The organism is Paenibacillus ehimensis NBRC 15659 (assembly GCF_004000785.1).
Lineage (GTDB): Bacteria > Bacillota > Bacilli > Paenibacillales > NBRC-103111 > Paenibacillus_G > Paenibacillus_G ehimensis.
The window spans coordinates 39,504-55,681 of record NZ_BILX01000021.1 but is presented as its reverse complement, the minus strand read 5'-3'; the positions used below and the strand labels follow the sequence as shown (position 1 = coordinate 55,681).

At 57.9% G+C, this 16,178-nt stretch carries 11 protein-coding genes; 9 read left to right on the top strand and 2 right to left on the bottom strand.

Annotation, left to right across the window (positions count from 1 at the left end; translation table 11 throughout):
• Nucleotides 1-17 precede the first annotated feature (17 nt).
• From PEH01S_RS14385 to PEH01S_RS14370, 4 genes are all read left to right on the top strand, one after another.
• Nucleotides 18-1,178, top strand: coding sequence for an extracellular solute-binding protein (locus PEH01S_RS14385; protein ID WP_127486226.1), 1,161 nt, complete (start codon nt 18-20; stop codon nt 1,176-1,178).
• 177 nt (nt 1,179-1,355) lie between these two features.
• Entirely contained in the window at nt 1,356-1,955 is a 600-nt protein-coding gene (locus PEH01S_RS14380) for a TetR/AcrR family transcriptional regulator (RefSeq protein ID WP_025852658.1), read from the top strand.
• Entirely contained in the window at nt 1,952-5,077 is a 3,126-nt protein-coding gene (locus PEH01S_RS14375; RefSeq protein WP_127486224.1) for an efflux RND transporter permease subunit, read from the top strand. Before PEH01S_RS14380 ends, PEH01S_RS14375 begins: the two co-directional genes overlap by 4 nt.
• A gap of 87 nt (nt 5,078-5,164) precedes the next feature.
• Entirely contained in the window at nt 5,165-5,590 is a 426-nt protein-coding gene (locus tag PEH01S_RS14370) for a hypothetical protein (protein WP_025852653.1), read from the top strand.
• 245 nt (nt 5,591-5,835) lie between these two features.
• Here PEH01S_RS14370 and serS read toward each other — a convergent pair whose 3' ends face one another.
• Nucleotides 5,836-7,125 (bottom strand): serine--tRNA ligase, encoded by a 1,290-nt coding sequence (gene serS / locus PEH01S_RS14365; RefSeq protein ID WP_025852652.1) that lies wholly within the window; start codon nt 7,123-7,125, stop codon nt 5,836-5,838.
• Between the two features lie 923 nt (nt 7,126-8,048).
• Between serS and ltrA the strand changes: the two genes are divergently transcribed.
• The 3 genes from ltrA (at nt 8,049) to PEH01S_RS14350 (ending at nt 11,432) form a co-directional block, all read left to right on the top strand.
• Complete coding sequence (gene ltrA, locus PEH01S_RS14360) at nt 8,049-9,440, top strand: group II intron reverse transcriptase/maturase (protein ID WP_127486222.1); 1,392 nt, start codon at nt 8,049-8,051, stop codon at nt 9,438-9,440.
• 146 nt (nt 9,441-9,586) lie between these two features.
• The gene (locus PEH01S_RS14355) at nt 9,587-10,366 is read left to right on the top strand and encodes an SDR family oxidoreductase (RefSeq protein WP_127486220.1); all 780 of its coding nucleotides are present in this window, start codon (nt 9,587-9,589) and stop codon (nt 10,364-10,366) included.
• Nucleotides 10,367-10,487: 121 nt separating this feature from the next.
• Complete coding sequence (locus PEH01S_RS14350; protein WP_127486218.1) at nt 10,488-11,432, top strand: MsnO8 family LLM class oxidoreductase; 945 nt, start codon at nt 10,488-10,490, stop codon at nt 11,430-11,432.
• Here PEH01S_RS14350 and PEH01S_RS14345 read toward each other — a convergent pair.
• Complete coding sequence (locus tag PEH01S_RS14345) at nt 11,419-11,721, bottom strand: hypothetical protein (protein ID WP_127486216.1); 303 nt, start codon at nt 11,719-11,721, stop codon at nt 11,419-11,421. The two genes, PEH01S_RS14350 and PEH01S_RS14345, sit on opposite strands and share 14 nt — an antisense overlap.
• 86 nt (nt 11,722-11,807) lie before the next feature.
• Between PEH01S_RS14345 and pepF the strand changes: the two genes are divergently transcribed.
• Nucleotides 11,808-13,607, top strand: coding sequence for an oligoendopeptidase F (gene pepF, locus PEH01S_RS14340; RefSeq protein ID WP_127486214.1), 1,800 nt, complete (start codon nt 11,808-11,810; stop codon nt 13,605-13,607).
• Nucleotides 13,608-13,613: 6 nt separating this feature from the next.
• A complete protein-coding gene (locus PEH01S_RS14335; protein ID WP_246062924.1) occupies nt 13,614-16,160 on the top strand; it encodes a S8 family peptidase in 2,547 nt (848 codons plus the stop codon).
• Nucleotides 16,161-16,178: the final 18 nt, after the last annotated feature.

Genomic DNA, 16,178 nt, shown 5'->3' with positions numbered 1-16,178 from the left:
AAACCGGAGGAAGAAGCATGACAACGTTAAGAGGCATGACGTGGAACCATGTCAGGGGCTTCGCCCCGCTGGAGGCGGCCGCCGCCAAGTTCGGGGAACGGCATCCCGGAATGGACATCCGGTGGGACCGCCGATCGCTGAAAGATTTCGGCGATTATCCGGTCCATCTATTGGCGCGCGAATACGACATCATCATGATCGATCATCCGCATGTCGGCATTTGCTCGGAGCAGCATGTTTTGGTACCGCTTGACCGGTACGTCCCCGAAGATTATTTGCGGGAGCAGGAAGCGAATACGGTCGGTCCCAGTCATCGAAGCTACCATTGGGCCGGCCATCAATGGGCTTTGGCGGCGGACGCCGCCGCGCAGGTGGCGGCCTACCGGGCAGACCTGCTTCCCGAACGGGATGTTCCCCGTTCCTGGAAGGAGGTATCGGAGCTGGCTGAAACGCTGCCGCCCGGCCGGAAGGTCGGATGGCCGCTGTGTCCGACGGATGCGATGTGCAGCTTTCTGACGCTGTGTGCCGGCATCGGCGGCGCATCGTTTTTCGACGAAGCGGGAGGGGTTTCTCCGCAGATCGGCGAAGCCGCGATTCGACAGATGCTCAAGCTGCTGCCGCTGCTGCACGAAGCTTCGCTGGAGTCCAACCCGATCCAGATGTACGATCGGATGGCGTCGCATGACGATATCGTCTACGTGCCTTTAGCTTTCGGCTATTCCAATTATGCCAGGGCAGGCTTCGCGGACCGGCTACTCCGTTTTACCGATATCCCGGGCATGGACGGGGAACCGCGAGGCAGTCTGCTCGGCGGCGTTGGGATCGCCGTGTCGGCTTTGTCCGCTCACATTCCCCTTGCGGTGGAGTTTGCGATGTTTGTAACAAGCGGCGATGTGCAGCGGACGCTATATGCGGAGCAAGGGGGACAGCCGGGACACGCGGCGGCGTGGCGCGATGAAGCAGTGAACCGCAAGTGCGGCGGGTTCTTCGCCGACACGATGCGGACGCTGGAGCTCAGCTATATGCGTCCGAGAAACCGGGCCTTCCCGGCCTTTCAGGAGCAAGGGGGAATTTTGCTGCACGAAGCGCTCCGGGCAAGTCTCGGAGGCGAAGCGGTTCATCCGGACGATGTCATCGACCGGATGAATGCGAGCTACCGAAGCATGCAATCTCACTGAATAAGACAACGAGGGGCTGCCGGCCGGAGCAGTCCCTTTTCTTTTGCAGCCGGTGAAAAACTGCGGATCAGGGGATTGAAAGCCATGGCAATCCATGGTATGATGCAAAATGACTGACGAATCAGTCATAATGTCGGGACCGGCCGTGAGGACAGTCCAGGGGAGGAGAATTCACCGTTGGCCGTAGAGAAGAGAGACAAAATTATCGAGTCGGCGCTGAAGCTTTTTGAGCAGAAAGGATATCACAGCACCAAAGTGTCGGACATCGTCAAGGATGCCGGCATGGCGCAGGGCACGTTTTATCTTTATTTCAAAAGCAAGGAAGACTTGTTCCGCAGCGTGGCGGAGGAGTGCTTGAAGGAAATCGTTGATGCGCTCAAGCCGGAATCGGACGACCATCCGGATGTAGGCAACGGTCAAATGCATGATGGTTTGATCCGGGAAACGCTGATCATCTATTACCAAAACCGGACGATACTGAACATTTTGAAGCGGCATGGCGCCGCCTCTCCGGAAATAGCGGACATCGCGAAGCAGTTTTACGGCAATGTTTGCGAGGTTGTCAAAGGTATCTTCAAGCATTATAACGTTTATCCCGGATATACGGACGAGCAGCTGGAAATGACCGCATATGCGGAAATCGGAATGCTGGAGATGGTCGCTTACCAGTGGTTTATCGAAAAAGGATATGGCCTGGAAAAGCTTGACCTGCTTGCCGAGGTACTTATCGGGATCAACGTCAACTGCCTGCCGGAAACGGATGTGATCGGAGAATGATCGCGAAGCTGCTGAAATACCGCAAGGTAACGCTGTTGTTTTTCGTCATGGCGGTCGTGCTCGGGGTGTTCAATATTTTTACCTTGAAGCAGAGGGAGAATCCCGAGGTCGAGATCACGTATGCGTTGGTGAAAACCGTCTATCCGGGGGCCTCGCCGGAAAAGGTGGAGCAGTTCGTCACCCGTCCGCTGGAAGATAAAATTAAGGAAATCAGCGGCATCAAGGTTCTCAGCTCCACTTCGGCCGCCAACGTGTCGGTCATTCAAGTCGAGCTGAAGTCGGACACGGATATCCGCAGGGCGTGGGATTCGCTGCGCCAGAAGGTGCAGTCCGCGCAAGACGACCTGCCGGAGGGCGCGCACCAACCGGAAGTGAACGACGATCTGAGCAAAATTGCGGCGCAAATTTTGCATTTTGTCGTGGAGACGCCGGAGGAGCTGGAGTCGCTGCGGACGACGATGGACTCCTGGAAGAAGCAGCTTGCAACCGTCCCCGGCGTAAGCAACGTCGAGGTCGTCGGCCTGCCCGAGCAGGAAGTGGCGATCACGCTCGACACCGACAAGCTGGATACGCTCAGGCTGCCGTGGGGCATCGTGGCGCAATCGCTGAAAAATAAGCATGACCGGGTGCCGCTCGGTACGGTGGACAAAGGCGCCAAGCAGTATTACGTCAATATGGGCGGGGAATGGAAGTCCGCCGAGGATATCGCGAATACGGAGCTTCTGGGCTTGCCTCCCGGCAGCGCGCTGAAGGTCAAAGATGTCGCCGACGTCAAGCTGCGGTCGAAGAAAAAAGAAGTGTCCATTTTACATAAAGGAAAGCCCGTCCTCGATCTGGTCATCAATTCGGAGAAAGGCACGGATGTCCCGTCGCTGCAGAAGCGCATCGACATGAAGGTTGCCGAGCTCAAGCCGAAGCTGCCGGCCAATGTAAAAATCGAGTCGCTGTTCACGCAGAAGGAAAGTCTGGACCATCTGTTCAACGAGCTGGGCAGAGAGCTGCTGATGGGAATTCTTTCGGTCATCGTCGTCTGCTCTCTCGGATTGACGTTCGGCACCTCGCTGATCGTGGCCTTGGCCATTCCGGTGTCGATTACGATCGGCTTTATTCCCGTTGAAGCGATGGGAATCGATTTGAATCAGATTACGATCGTCGCGCTTGTCATCGTGCTCGGAATTCTGGTCGACGACGCCATCGTCGTGAACGACAACATTCAGCGCCGCCTGCAGCTGGGCGACGATCCGGCTACGGCCTCGCTGGAGGGAAGCCGCGATGTGGCCATTTCGATCCTGACGGCGACGATTGCGACAGCCGCCGCGTTTTTGCCGCTGTTTTTCCTGCAGGGCAACATCGGTAGCTTCATTCGACCACTTCCGGTCGTCATTTCGTTGTCTCTTGCGGCTTCCATGGCGATGTCGCTGACGATTGTTCCGATTTTCCGCCAATGGGTGGGCGAGCGGCGGCTTCGCCGCAAAGGCTCCAAGGCCAAGCCGCTCAAAGCTGCGGGGGGCGTACCCGGAAACGAAGGAACGGAAACGCCGGGTCTGCTCGGCAAGCCGATCGCAAGGCTGAGCGCCTTTTACGGCAAGCAGATTCACCGCTTTTTGCGGCGTCCGCTGCTGACCGGGCTCGCTGCGCTGCTGCTGGGCACCTCCGCCTTCGGCTTGATGCCGCTGCTTGGGGTGCAGTATTTCCCGCCTGCGGAGAAGGAAGAGATGCTCATCGATTTCAAGCTTCCGTCCGGACGTCAGTTTGCCGAAACGGAGTTTACGATCCGCAAAGCGGCGGCATGGATGGAAGAGCAGCCGGGCGTGCGCTTTGTGTCGGCTTATGCCGGACGGACGGCTCCGCATTTTTATTACACGGAAGCGGATCAGACGGGCATCTCGATCGGACAGCTGTTCGTTAAGGTCGATATGAAGCAGCTGAATACGAAAGCCGCCGTCGTACAGTGGCGTGAGCAGCTCAAGGCGATGTTCCCCTCCGATGTGGAGATTACGCCGCGCGAGCTGGAGCAAGGCCCCCCGGTCGGCGCGCCGATTGCCTTGCGCATCAGCGGAAGCGAGCTTTCCGAGCTTCGCCAGATTTCGGCGGACATTCAAGCGATGCTGAAAGAAATCCCGGGTGCGATCAGCGTAACCGACGATGTCGGAGAGGCCATGAACACCTACGAGGTAGAACCGGATCAGGCGAAGCTGAGCCTGTTCGGCGTGAACGAGAAAGATCTTTCCACGACGCTGAGGATTGCAACCGAAGGTCTTGAGGTGTCGGAGATGCAGAAAGGCGAAGATCTGATCGACGTGACTTTGTACGCCAAGATGCGTTCCGCCGACCCGGTGGAAACGATGAAAAAAATGTACGTGTCGACGCAAAAAGGCGGTACGGTTCAGATGCGCGAGCTGGGAGATATCCGTACCAGCCAAATGATCAAGTCGATTCATCACCGCGACCAGACCCGGACGATTACCGTGCGCAGCTATACGCAGGACCGGCTGGCGGACGATATTGTGAAGGATCTGCAAGCCAAGCTGAAAAGCTACGATATTCCTGCCGGCTACTCGATCCAGTTCGGCGGGGAAAACGAAGAGCGTAACGAAGCGTTCGCCTCGATTGGGAAGCTGTCGGTCATCGTTATTTTGCTGATTTACATCATTATGGTCATGCAGTTTTACTCGCTGTCAATTCCGCTGCTCATTCTCTCGACCGTCTATTTGGCAGCCGGCGGCGCGATCATCGGTTTGTTCCTTTCAGGTTCGCCGATCGGCTTTATGGCGCTCATGGGGCTCGTCAGCTTGGCGGGCATCGTGGTGCGAAACGGGATCATTCTGATCGAATTTATCGAGCAGGCGCGCGAACGCGGGCTGCCTCTGTACGAAGCGGTAGCGGAAGCGGGGAAAGCGCGCCTCCGGCCGATTCTGCTGACGACGGCTACGGCGATTGGCGGCTTGCTGCCGATGACGATTATGGGCGGGAATCTGTGGCGCCCGATGGGAATTACGATTATTTCCGGACTGCTGTATTCGACCATGCTGACGCTGATCGTCGTGCCGTCGCTGTTCGTAATTTTGCAGAAGTGGCGCGACAAACGCGCGGCGAAAGCAGGTAAAGCGGTCCATCCGTAAGCCCGTTCTGAATTTGCTTAGGAACCTCGTATTCTTGTATACTAGGGGAGAGAGAAAACGAGGTTGAATAGGGAGGGTCCCGGGATTATGCAGCAAGTGTTTTTGTATTTACATGTGCTCGGCGCCATATTGATGGGCTTTTATCTCATGCTGCCGTTTTTGGCGATGCGGGTAGAGGCGCTGCAATCGGGAACGGCGCAGTTCGGATTCTTGAATGTATTGTTTGCCGCCAACCGTGCGGGGCAGCTGGCGCTCGTGATCGCATTTTTGTCCGGCGGTTATCTGGTCAGCAAGGCGCAGTATTCGGTGCTTTGGATGGTGCTGGCGGTCGTTCTGTTCCTTGCCATCGGAGCGCTGACAGGCATTCTCGGCAGCAAAATGCGCAAGGCGCTGCAGGATCCGTCCGGCGGCAGCATCAAGGCTCAGATCGGCTCCATCAAAACGCTTAGCGTGATTAACGGCATCATCTTCTTTCTTGTCGTTACACTGATGAAGTTCCCATACGCATTCTAGTTCAGGTTAGAGTACAAAAGGCCGGGTCGCAACCCCGGCCTTTTTGCATATCTTTTTCGTTCGGACCCGTGAGGGCGAGGCGCCCCGGTTAGCTCAGAACCTTCCGCGCGTCTGGTCGTCATCAGCACGGAGACGCCTGCCAAGCCGTTGCCGGACGCCGAGCTGAAGAAGTTGCGCGCAGAAGCGCATGAGAAGCGGGATGCCAGGCAGCGGCAGTATTGGCGGGACGCCAGCCCGCTATGCCTTCATTCCCCGGACGAAGGGAGCAGCCGCTCCATGCCGTTCATGTACGGGCGCAGCGCCGGCGGAATCCGGATCGAGCCGTCCTCGGCCTGGTGATTCTCCAGCAGCGGGATGAGGATTCTCGGCGAAGCGACGGCCGTATTGTTGAGCGTATGGCAGTAGCGCAGCTTGCCGGCCGAATCGCGGTACCGTATGTTTGAACGGCGCGCCTGGAAATCGAGCAGGTGGGACGACGAATGGGTTTCGCCGTAAGCTTGGCGGCTTGGCATCCAAGTTTCGATATCGTACTGCTTATACGTTTTTTGCGACATATCGCCGGTGCAGACGGCCATGACCCGGTAGGGCAGCTCCAAAAGCTGCAAAAGCTCTTCCGCGTTGCTCGTGATGTCCTCCAGCAGCGGCTCGGAACGGTCAAGCTCGGCTTCGCATACGATGACCTGCTCCACTTTGGAAAATTGATGCACGCGGTATAAGCCGTGCACGTCTTTGCCTGCCGAGCCGACCTCGCTTCGAAAACACGACGAGACGGCGGCAAGCATGAGCGGTTCGCGGACGTCGACCACCTCATGGCTGCAATACGAAACAAGCGGCACTTCCGAGGTGCCGACCAGCCACTTGTCCTCGTCCGCGATTCGGTACACCTGGTCTTGGCCGAAGGGGAAGTAGCCCGTATGGGTCAGGGCATCCGCGCGTACGAGCAGCGGAACCTCCATGAGCGTAAAGCCCCGGCTTACCAGCAAATCCACCGCAAGCTGCTGCACGGCGCGGTGCAGCAGCGCTCCGGGGCCCCGCAGGTAATAGTTCCGGGTTCCCGCCGTCTTGACGCCGCGCGGGATGTCGATCATCCGGTGAAGCTCGCCGAGAGCTACGTGGTCTTTGGGCTCGAAAGCGAAAGCGGGCGGCGTCCCGTTACGCCGAATTTCAATATTGTCCGCATCCGAACGTCCGACAGGCGTGTCGGGAGATACGATGTTCGGGATGCGCAGCATCAGCTGTTCGAACTGCCGCTGCGCCTCGGCCAGCTCCGGTTCCGTCTCCGCCAAGCGGCCGCCCAGATCTTTCACGTTACGTTTCAACGGTGCGGCTTCTTGATGGCCTCCCGAACGGACGAGGCTGCCGATCTCCTCCGACAGCTTGTTTCGGGCGTGGCGCAGCTTCTCAGTCTCCTGAAGCAGATTTCGCTTCTTCTCGTCCCAGGCGAGCAGTTCGGCGACGGATACGGCGATGCCTTTTTGATCGGCGACCGTTTGTACCCTCTCGTGATTTTGGCGAATCCAGTGAATGTCCAGCATGTGGTACCGCTCCTTTTTTCGGAAAATGACAAAAAGCGCCCTCTATCCTTTTGGGACGAGGAGCGCTTGTCTCGCGGTGCCACCCAACTTGACCGGAACGCATGGCGGTCCGATCCGCTTTGGTTCCGCGTTAACGGGCGGGCCCGGTTCACTTGAGGGACGGTATCGGTCCCTTTAACGAGAACGCCTCCGAGTTGGATGCTCTTCACAGGCAAATGGTCGGTCATTCAATTTTTTGTAGTATAGCTTATTCGGGCAAAGGAATCAAGACAGGAAGGTGAGGCGATGCACCGGATTGACCGATAACGCCAGTTCTTGGTACAATCAGGCCAGAGATGCAGGAAAGGGGAATTTACCCGATGGCAGGCACTTTGTAATGGTTGACGAACCGGATAGCGCACGATCCCGATCGGTTTAACGGGAGAGGTGTGCCTGTCTGTCGCCATTACAGGGACGCTATGGGAACGAGCCCGACACCCGGCAAGCGGATACCTTATGGTATCCGCTTTTTGAGTGTACGCCCAGCATGGGCGTCATCTCTAGGGTGAAAGTCCCGAACGGGGGCTGGCGAACGCCTACCGTTAGCCAAGAGCAAGGGTGTCCACCGCGAGGTGGAATCTGAAGGAAGCTGGAGGCAAATGCACGAGCCAAGGTACACGAACTGGATTTGAGGCGGGGCTAGTCGGATGAGTCACCACTACATGACGAAATCCAAAGTCGCCAAGGGCTACCCCTGTAAACTCCAGTGGTTGCGGGCAGAAAGATGACGTTCTTATCTGGGGAGGCCCGCGGAATACGCGAAGTCACTTCGTAACCGCGACTGAGAAGCCGCGCTGAATCCGCAGGAGTCAGCAGAGGTCATAGTACGGGAGTACGGGACGCCGGGAACCGAAAGGACCGAACCGAAAGGAGAGTGGAAACCGATGCGTTCGCATGAAGAGCAGAGAGAGCAGGAAATCTCGCAAGAGAGCTTGCGGCAAAGAGAAGCGGTGAAGCCGTCAGGGTATGCCGAAGCGCCGAGTTCTTCGTCGGCACAAATCGCGCCCTCCACTCGCGAAGACCAATACGAGCTGTTGGAGCGAATGCTCGAAGGGGACAACCTTCGACTCGCGTACAAGCGAGTGGTTCAGAACGGAGGAGCACCCGGTGTGGACGGCGTAACGGTAGCACATCTACAAGTTTACCTGAAGACACACTGGGAAGCGGTGAAAGCTGCACTCCTGACGGGAAGCTACAGACCCTCGCCAGTCAAACGGGTAGAAATCCCCAAACCCGGAGGCGGCGTGAGGCTGCTTGGTATCCCGACCGTCATGGACCGCTTTCTCCAGCAGGCCCTTCTTCAAGTGTTGAACCCGGTCTTCGACGCTCATTTCTCGTGGCACAGTTACGGCTTTCGCCCGGGAAAACGAGCCCATGACGCGGTGAAACAAGCGCAGCGCTACATCCAGAGCGGCCTTCGATGGGTCGTCGACATGGATTTGGAGAAATTCTTTGACCGGGTAAACCATGACATGCTGATGGCAAGGGTAGCCCGAAAAGTGACGGACAAACGGATCCTGAAATTGATCCGAGCCTACCTGAACGCAGGTGTTATGGCGGATGGAGCGCTTGAGCGAACCGAAGAAGGAACGCCGCAAGGCGGCCCGCTTAGTCCGCTCTTGGCCAACATCCTACTGGATGACCTAGACAAAGAATTGACCAAGCGAGGTTTGCGATTCGTCCGTTATGCGGATGACTGCAACATCTTCGTGGCAAGCAAACGCGCAGGTGAACGCGTCTTGAAGTCGGTGACAGACTTCGTGGAAGGAAAGCTGAAATTGAAAGTGAATCGAGACAAAAGCGCGGTGGACCGACCGTGGAACCGCAAGTTCCTCGGCTTCAGCTTCCTGAACGACAAGAAAGCGACAATTCGATTAGCGCCGAAGACGATCTCCCGTTTCAAGGAGAAGGTCCGCGAACTGACGAACCGTACGCGACCGATCTCGATGGAAGACCGCATCATCCAACTAAATCGCTACATGATGGGTTGGATCGGTTATTTCCGACTAGCCTCAGCTAAAAGCCATTGCGGGAAGTTTGACCAATGGATTCGCCGGAGGTTACGAATGTGCCTATGGAAACAGTGGAAACGGGTACGCACTCGAATCCGCGAACTTCGGGCACTGGGCGTGCCGAACTGGGCTTGCTTTGTTATGGCAAACTCAAGGCGAGGAGCATGGGAAATGTCTCGTAACACAAACAATGCCCTTCCGACTTCCTATTGGGAAGCGAAAGGGCTGAAAAGCTTACTTTCTCGATATTTGGAGCTTTGTTAACCTTTCGGAACCGCCGTATGCGGACCCGCATGTACGGTGGTGTGAGAGGACGGAGGCTAGCCGCCTCCTCCTACTCGATTTACCGGGAATTGCTGCATCTCCGGCAGTTCACACCGCCGCGTCCCTATCTATACGGAGGGGATCGTATGAACGAGAAAAGACTGCAAGGCAAAATTGCCATTGTCACGGGAGTGAGCCGCCGAAGCGGCATCGGAAGCGCTATTGCCCGAGCGCTCGCCGAAGAGGGCGCCGATCTGTTTTTTACCCATTGGCGCAAATACGACGAAGCTCAGCCTTACGGAAGCGACCGGGACTGGCCGAGGCAGATGTCCGAGGAGCTTGTCGCGCTCGGCGTAAGAACCGCGTCGATGGAACTCGATTTAGCCGGAACAGACTCGGCGATCCGGCTGCTGGATGAAGTGCAGCACCGGCTGGGCACCCCGTTTATATTGATCAATAATGCAACGCATTGCGAGGAAGTCGGTTTCGAGGCGCTGAACGCAGATATTCTCGATGCGCATCACGCCGTCAATGTTCGCGGCACTTGCATGCTGTCTGTGGAATTTGCCCGCAGGTTGAAAGGCGGGAGCGGCGGACGGATCATCAATCTGGTATCGGGACAAGACAAAGGTCCGATGCCGGGAAATCTGGCGTATGTCGCGACCAAAGGGGCCATCTCGGCGTTTACCGTCTCGCTCGCGGCGGAACTGGCCCCTCACCGGATCACGGTCAATGCGGTCGATCCCGGACCGACCGATTCGGGATGGATGGACGCTGCGCTGAAGCGGGCGCTGCTTCCCAAATTTCCGATGGGACGCATCGGACAGCCGGAAGATGCCGCACGGTTGATCCGTTTCCTGGCCGGTGACGACGCGGGGTGGGTGACGGGACAAATCATCCACTCGGACGGCGGATTTTGGAACTGAGGCTTTATCGTTGCCAATTTCAGCACAGAAGCCGCCCCGTCACGCGGTAAAGTTGATGACGCGGCAGATGTTGGATAAACTTAGAAGAATGAAGCAAGCCCTGAGAGGAGCAATCACGCACATGAAGCTAAGCGTACTGGATCTTGTTCCTTTGCTCGAAGGGGCGGATGCCGCAGCCGCTTTGGCGCAAGCGCGCAGACTTGCGCGGACGGCTGAGAAGCTGGGCTATTCGCGCTATTGGGCCGCGGAGCATCACGATATGCCGGAGCTGGCTTGTCCTGCTCCGGAAGTGCTGCTGTCGCATATCGGCGCGCACACGGAGCGGATACGGCTCGGCTCGGGAGCGCTGCTGCTGCCGCATTACAAGCCGATCAAGGTGGCCGAGACGTTTCGGCTGCTAGCGGCCTTGTACCCAGGGCGGATCGATCTCGGAATCGGCCGGGCCCCGGGAGGGTCGGCGCATACGAGCATGGCGCTAAGTGGAAATTTTCTGGAAAATGTTCGGCAGCTGCCCGAATCGCTCCGTGCTTTGTCCGCCTTCTTTGCCGACGAATTTCGCGTGGAGGATGTGCCCGTCAGGGCCATGCCCGTTCCTCCTGCCGACCCGGAGGTGTGGCTGCTTGGGACGAATCGGAAAAGCGCCTCGTATGCCGCGGAGTTCGGGACCGGGTACGTGTTCGGCCACTTCATGAGCGACCGTGACGGAGCGGAGGTGCTTTCCGCGTATATCCGGGAGTTCCGGCCAACGTCCTTGGGTGCCGTCCCGCGTGTAATCGTGGCCGTGAGCGTCTTCTGCGCGGATACGGAAGAAGAAGCGCAGAGGCTCGCGGCCGAATCGAAGCGGCTGCCGCAGCCGGAAGGCGGCGGCAGCGGAGCAGACCGACCCAAGCCGTTCATCGGAACTCCGCGACAAGTGAAAGCGGCATTGGAGCAGCTGCAGAGGGATTGCGGCTGCGACGAATTGATGATCGTGACGCTGGCGTCCGACTACGAAAGCCGTCTTCGTTCGTACGAGCTGCTGGCGGGCGCCGTGTGGGGAGCTGCGGGAGGCATCAGCACAGCTTGAACCGCTCGATATGCTCGTCAAGCCCTGCCTTCTGCAAAATTTCGAACTGCTTCGGTCCGATTAGGTCGTAGTGCGGGAAGCTCTCGCGGTCGTGAATATACCGGGGATTCAGTCCGTTGGCTTCGCACCATGCGACCAGCCGCTTCGTATCCGAGCATCCGACCTTGGTGACCGAATGAAACTGCGGGAAACGCGGGTCGAACCAAAAATGGGTTAAATAAGCGATCTCCCCGCGAGCGACCGCCTCTTTCCACTGAACGAGCTCTTTTCTTGTAATCCCGAATGCCATAAGCCGGTCATCCTTATCCATGATTTCATTAAGTTTCATTATGACGGATGGAACGGTCTACTTCAAATGAAAAGGAGAATGCGGAAATGAAAGAGAGAAAAAGAAGAGATCAGGTTGAGCCGCAATCGACTTGGAATCTGGCCGATTTGTATGCAGGAGACGAAGCTTGGGAAGCCGAAATGGCCGGCATCGCGGAATCGCTTCCGTCCATGGAGCGTTTTAAAGGGAAGCTGCACGAAGGGGCCGGCCGGCTCCTCGAATGTCTGGAAGCCCAAGAGTCGCTGCATATCCGGCTTTTACGCGCCGCTACATATGCCCGCTTGCAGCTGTCCGGCGACGGAACGAATCCGGCGTACCAGGCGAATTCCGCACGGGTCGGAGATGTTGCTGCGCAAGCGGGGGCTGCGCTTTCGTTCATTCGCTCGGAGCTGCTGGAGCTGCCGGACGGATGGCTGGGCCGTTACATCGGGGAAGAACCGAAATTGGAACCTTATCGCAAAAGCTTGACGGATCTGCTGGAAACGAAGCCATATCGTCTGCAGGCGGAGACGGAAGCTGCTCTGGCGTCGCTCGGGGAAGTGCTGGGAGCCCCTTATACGATTTACCAGCGAAGCAAGCTGTCGGATATGTCCTTCGCTTCCGTAGAGGACGGCGAGGGCGTAACGCGGCCGGTTTCGTTCGCGCTGTACGAAACCGACTATGAACTGTCGCCGGATACCGTGCTGCGCCGGAACGCTTACCAATCGTTTGCCGGGACGCTGGAGTCTTACCAGAATACGTTTGCCGCCGCATATGCAGCCGAAGTGAAGAAGCAGACGGTCATCTCCCGGCTGCGCGGCTACGAAACCGTGACGCATATGCTGCTCCAGCCGCAGCAGGTCACGCTTCCGATGTATCATAACATCCTGGATATTATCCGTACGGAGCTGGCCCCGCACATGCGGCGGTTGGCCCGGCTGAAGCAGCGGGTGCTCGGCTTGGACCGCATCCGGTTCTGCGACTTGAAAGCTCCGCTCGATCCGGAATTCAGTCCTACGGTCACGTTCGAAGAGGCGGGACGGACGATCTTGGACGCGCTGCGGGTACTGGGGCCCGAATATACGGAGCTCATGGAGCAGGCGCTGACCGGGCGCTGGATCGACTATGCCGATAATATCGGCAAGTCGACCGGAGCCTTCTGCTCGAGTCCGTACAGCACGCATTCCTATATCCTGATCACCTGGGCGGGCAACATGCGCAGCGCCTTTACGCTGGCGCACGAGCTGGGGCATGCGGGCCATTTGATGCTGGCTGCGCGCAATCAAAGGTATACGAACTTCAGGCCGTCCACGTATTTTATCGAAGCGCCGTCGACGATGAACGAGCTGCTTCTTGCCCGGCATCTGATGGAGCAATCCGACGATCCGCGTCTGAAACGTTGGGTGATCCTCCAGCTTCTCAATACCTACTACCACAATTTCGTCACCCACCTGCTCGAAGGCGACATGCAGCGCAGGGTGTACGAGGCGGCGGAAGCGGGCAAGGCGCTGACGGCGAAAACGCTTCGCGAGCTGAAGGGGAATGTGCTGTCGGAGTTCTGGGGAGATGCGGTCGACATCGACGCGGGAGCGGAGCTGACCTGGATGCGCCAGCCGCATTATTATATGGGGCTGTATCCTTATACGTATGCCGCGGGCTTAACGGCCTCGACAGCCGTCGCCGGGCTTATCCGCGAGGAAGGGCAGCCGGCCGTAGACCGCTGGCTTGACGTGCTCAAGGCCGGAGGCACGATGCGGCCGCTCGAGCTGATGAAGCTCGCCGGCGTCGATATGTCCGAGCCGCAGCCGATTCGCAGCGCGGTCGCCTATGTCGGTTCCTTGATCGACGAGCTGGAGCGGCTATTTTGACAAGTGATGCCCGATAAAAAATTCAACATCATCGTCATTCTCTGCCTAGTGCTTCTAGGATTGTCGCTTGTTCCATTTTCTTCCGCTATAGCGGCCGAGGAAGCGGGGGATGTGCAGATCTCGGCTTACCCCACCGACCCGCTGGTGGAGAAGCAGGCCTATTTGCAGCAAATTCATATGAACGAGGCTTGGGACGTCGCGACGGGAAACGACTCGATCGTTATTGCGATCGTGGATACGGGCGTCGATTTGAACCATCCGGATCTGACGCCGAATTTGGTTCAGGGAATCAACTTGATCGAACCCGGCCAGCCCCCGCGCGACGAGAACGGACACGGCACGAATGTCGCCGGCATTATCGGCGCTGCGGCCAATAACGATAAAGGAATCGCCGGCATTTTGTGGAAGGCCAAGCTGATGCCCGTGAAGGCGGTGGAGAACGACGGTACGGGCAGCGAAGCCAAATTAGGCGAGGGCATCCGCTATGCCGTCGATCACGGGGCTAAAATCGTCGTGCTGTCGCTCGGCTTAAACAAGTATTCGGACTACATGAGCGAAATCGTGCGCTACGCCGAGGCAAAGGGCGTGCTGCTCGTCGCCGCCACCGGCAACGAAGGGAACAGCGTCAAATACCCGGCGGCGTATCCTACCGTTCTGGCCGTCGGCGGAATGACGGCGGACAAGAAGGCGCATAAGCAGTCCAACAGGGGCCCCGAGGTTGATCTGGTGGCGCCGTGGGACGTTTTTACGACGGGAATCGGCGGGAGATACGAACACAAGGACGGCACCTCCATGGCGGCGCCTCAGGTGGCGGCCGTTTGCGCTCTGGCCTGGGCCAAATATCCTTGGATGAAGCCGTATCAGATTCGCAGCTTGCTCCGGCAAACGGCCGAGGATCTTAGCGGAACCGGCTGGAGTCCCGGGACCGGCTACGGCCTGCTGCGCGCCGACCGCGTGCTGAAGGATCCTTATTCGGAGCATATGTACAAGCGGAATGACCGGAAGGAGCTGGCTACCCCCATCTCGGTAAGCAAAACGGTCAGCGGGTCGTTTGAGAACGGGAGCGATCCGAACTGGTTTTCCTTCGAGGCGCCTTACGACGGAAGCGTCAAGCTGGAGCTGGAGATGGAACCGAAGGGAGAGGTAGCCGTTACGCATACGGATGCCGGAGGAGCCGTTAAAGATTATTCCTTAAGCGCAGCGGGTCCGGTCACGATGCCGGTGACGAAAGGAAAAAACTACCTGAAGCTGCAGCTTCAAAACACCGCCAAGCGCAAGCTGGAATTCAGGCTCACGACCTCCTTTGAAATCTATCAGGATGCCTATGCCGATAACGGCAAGCAGTACAAAGCCTACGTGCTTCCAGCGCAAAGCCAGACATTGAAAGGGACGTTTCACCGGAACAACGATCAGGACTGGTACATGCTCCCGGTTACGCAAACGGGCAAGCTGAGCGTCCGTTTATCCGTCGATACGAACCGGATGGACCCCGTGCTGTTCGTCCAAAAAAGAGGCGAGAAGGGGACGACGATCGATGAAGGCGGCGAAGGGGAGCCCGAATCTTTTCCGGAAACGGACGTCTACCCGGGCGATTATTACATTCGCGTCAGCAATGCCGAGGGGTATGTCCCTCCCATTACGGGCGAATACACGCTTGCGATCCAATACAAGCCCAAGCTGCTCGATCCGAACGGTCCGCACGATAAGCCGTACTCGGCTACGGTCATGCAGTCCGGAGCGAAATATCAAGGGCTGCTGGACAAAATCGGCGGCGCCAACTGGTTTTCGCTGAACATCGAGGAGGAAAGCCTGGTCGAGCTTCGTCTATCCGGGATTCCTCGAAACATACGGATGACGATGTCCGCCTACAACGGCAAGCTCAACCCGGTCGACGCCGTCACGAATCCGGACGGCGCATCGGAGGCGCTGTTCAGCCAGCTTTGGCAGCCGGGCGTTTATTATATCCGCTTAACGGCGGATGCGGCATTCGATGACCGTTTCTATGAGCTTAAAGCCGAGGTTAAGCCGTTGGCGGGCGGGTACACCGATATCAAAGGGCATTGGGCCGAGGCGGTGATCAAGCAGGCGTCCGAGCGGAACATGATCGACGGGTACGAGCATTACCGGTTCATGCCGGATCGGCCGATCACACGGGCGGAGGCTGCGGCCGTGCTGGTTCGCGGGCTGAAGCTGACGAAGCAAAGAGAAGTCCGCTACACGGATCTGGGGCCTGAGCATTGGGCTTACCCGTTCATCGCCAAAGCCGCCCAGGCGGAGATCATCGACGGTTATCCCGACGGATCGTTGGCTCCTGACCGGTACCTTACCCGGATGGAAATGGCTGCCATGATGGCGAGAAGCATGAAGATGAGCGGGAAGCAGAGAGGATTGTCGCCTTTTACCGATGTGAAGGAAACGGATTGGGGAGTAGGCATTTTGAAGCAGCTGAAAGCGGAAGGCTGGATTACGGGCTTCCCTGACGGAACGTTCCGTCCGGAAAGCCAGGCGACGCGGGCCGAGTTCGTGACCCTGCTGGCGCGCATGATGAATTAATCGAAGAGGCGGCCATGG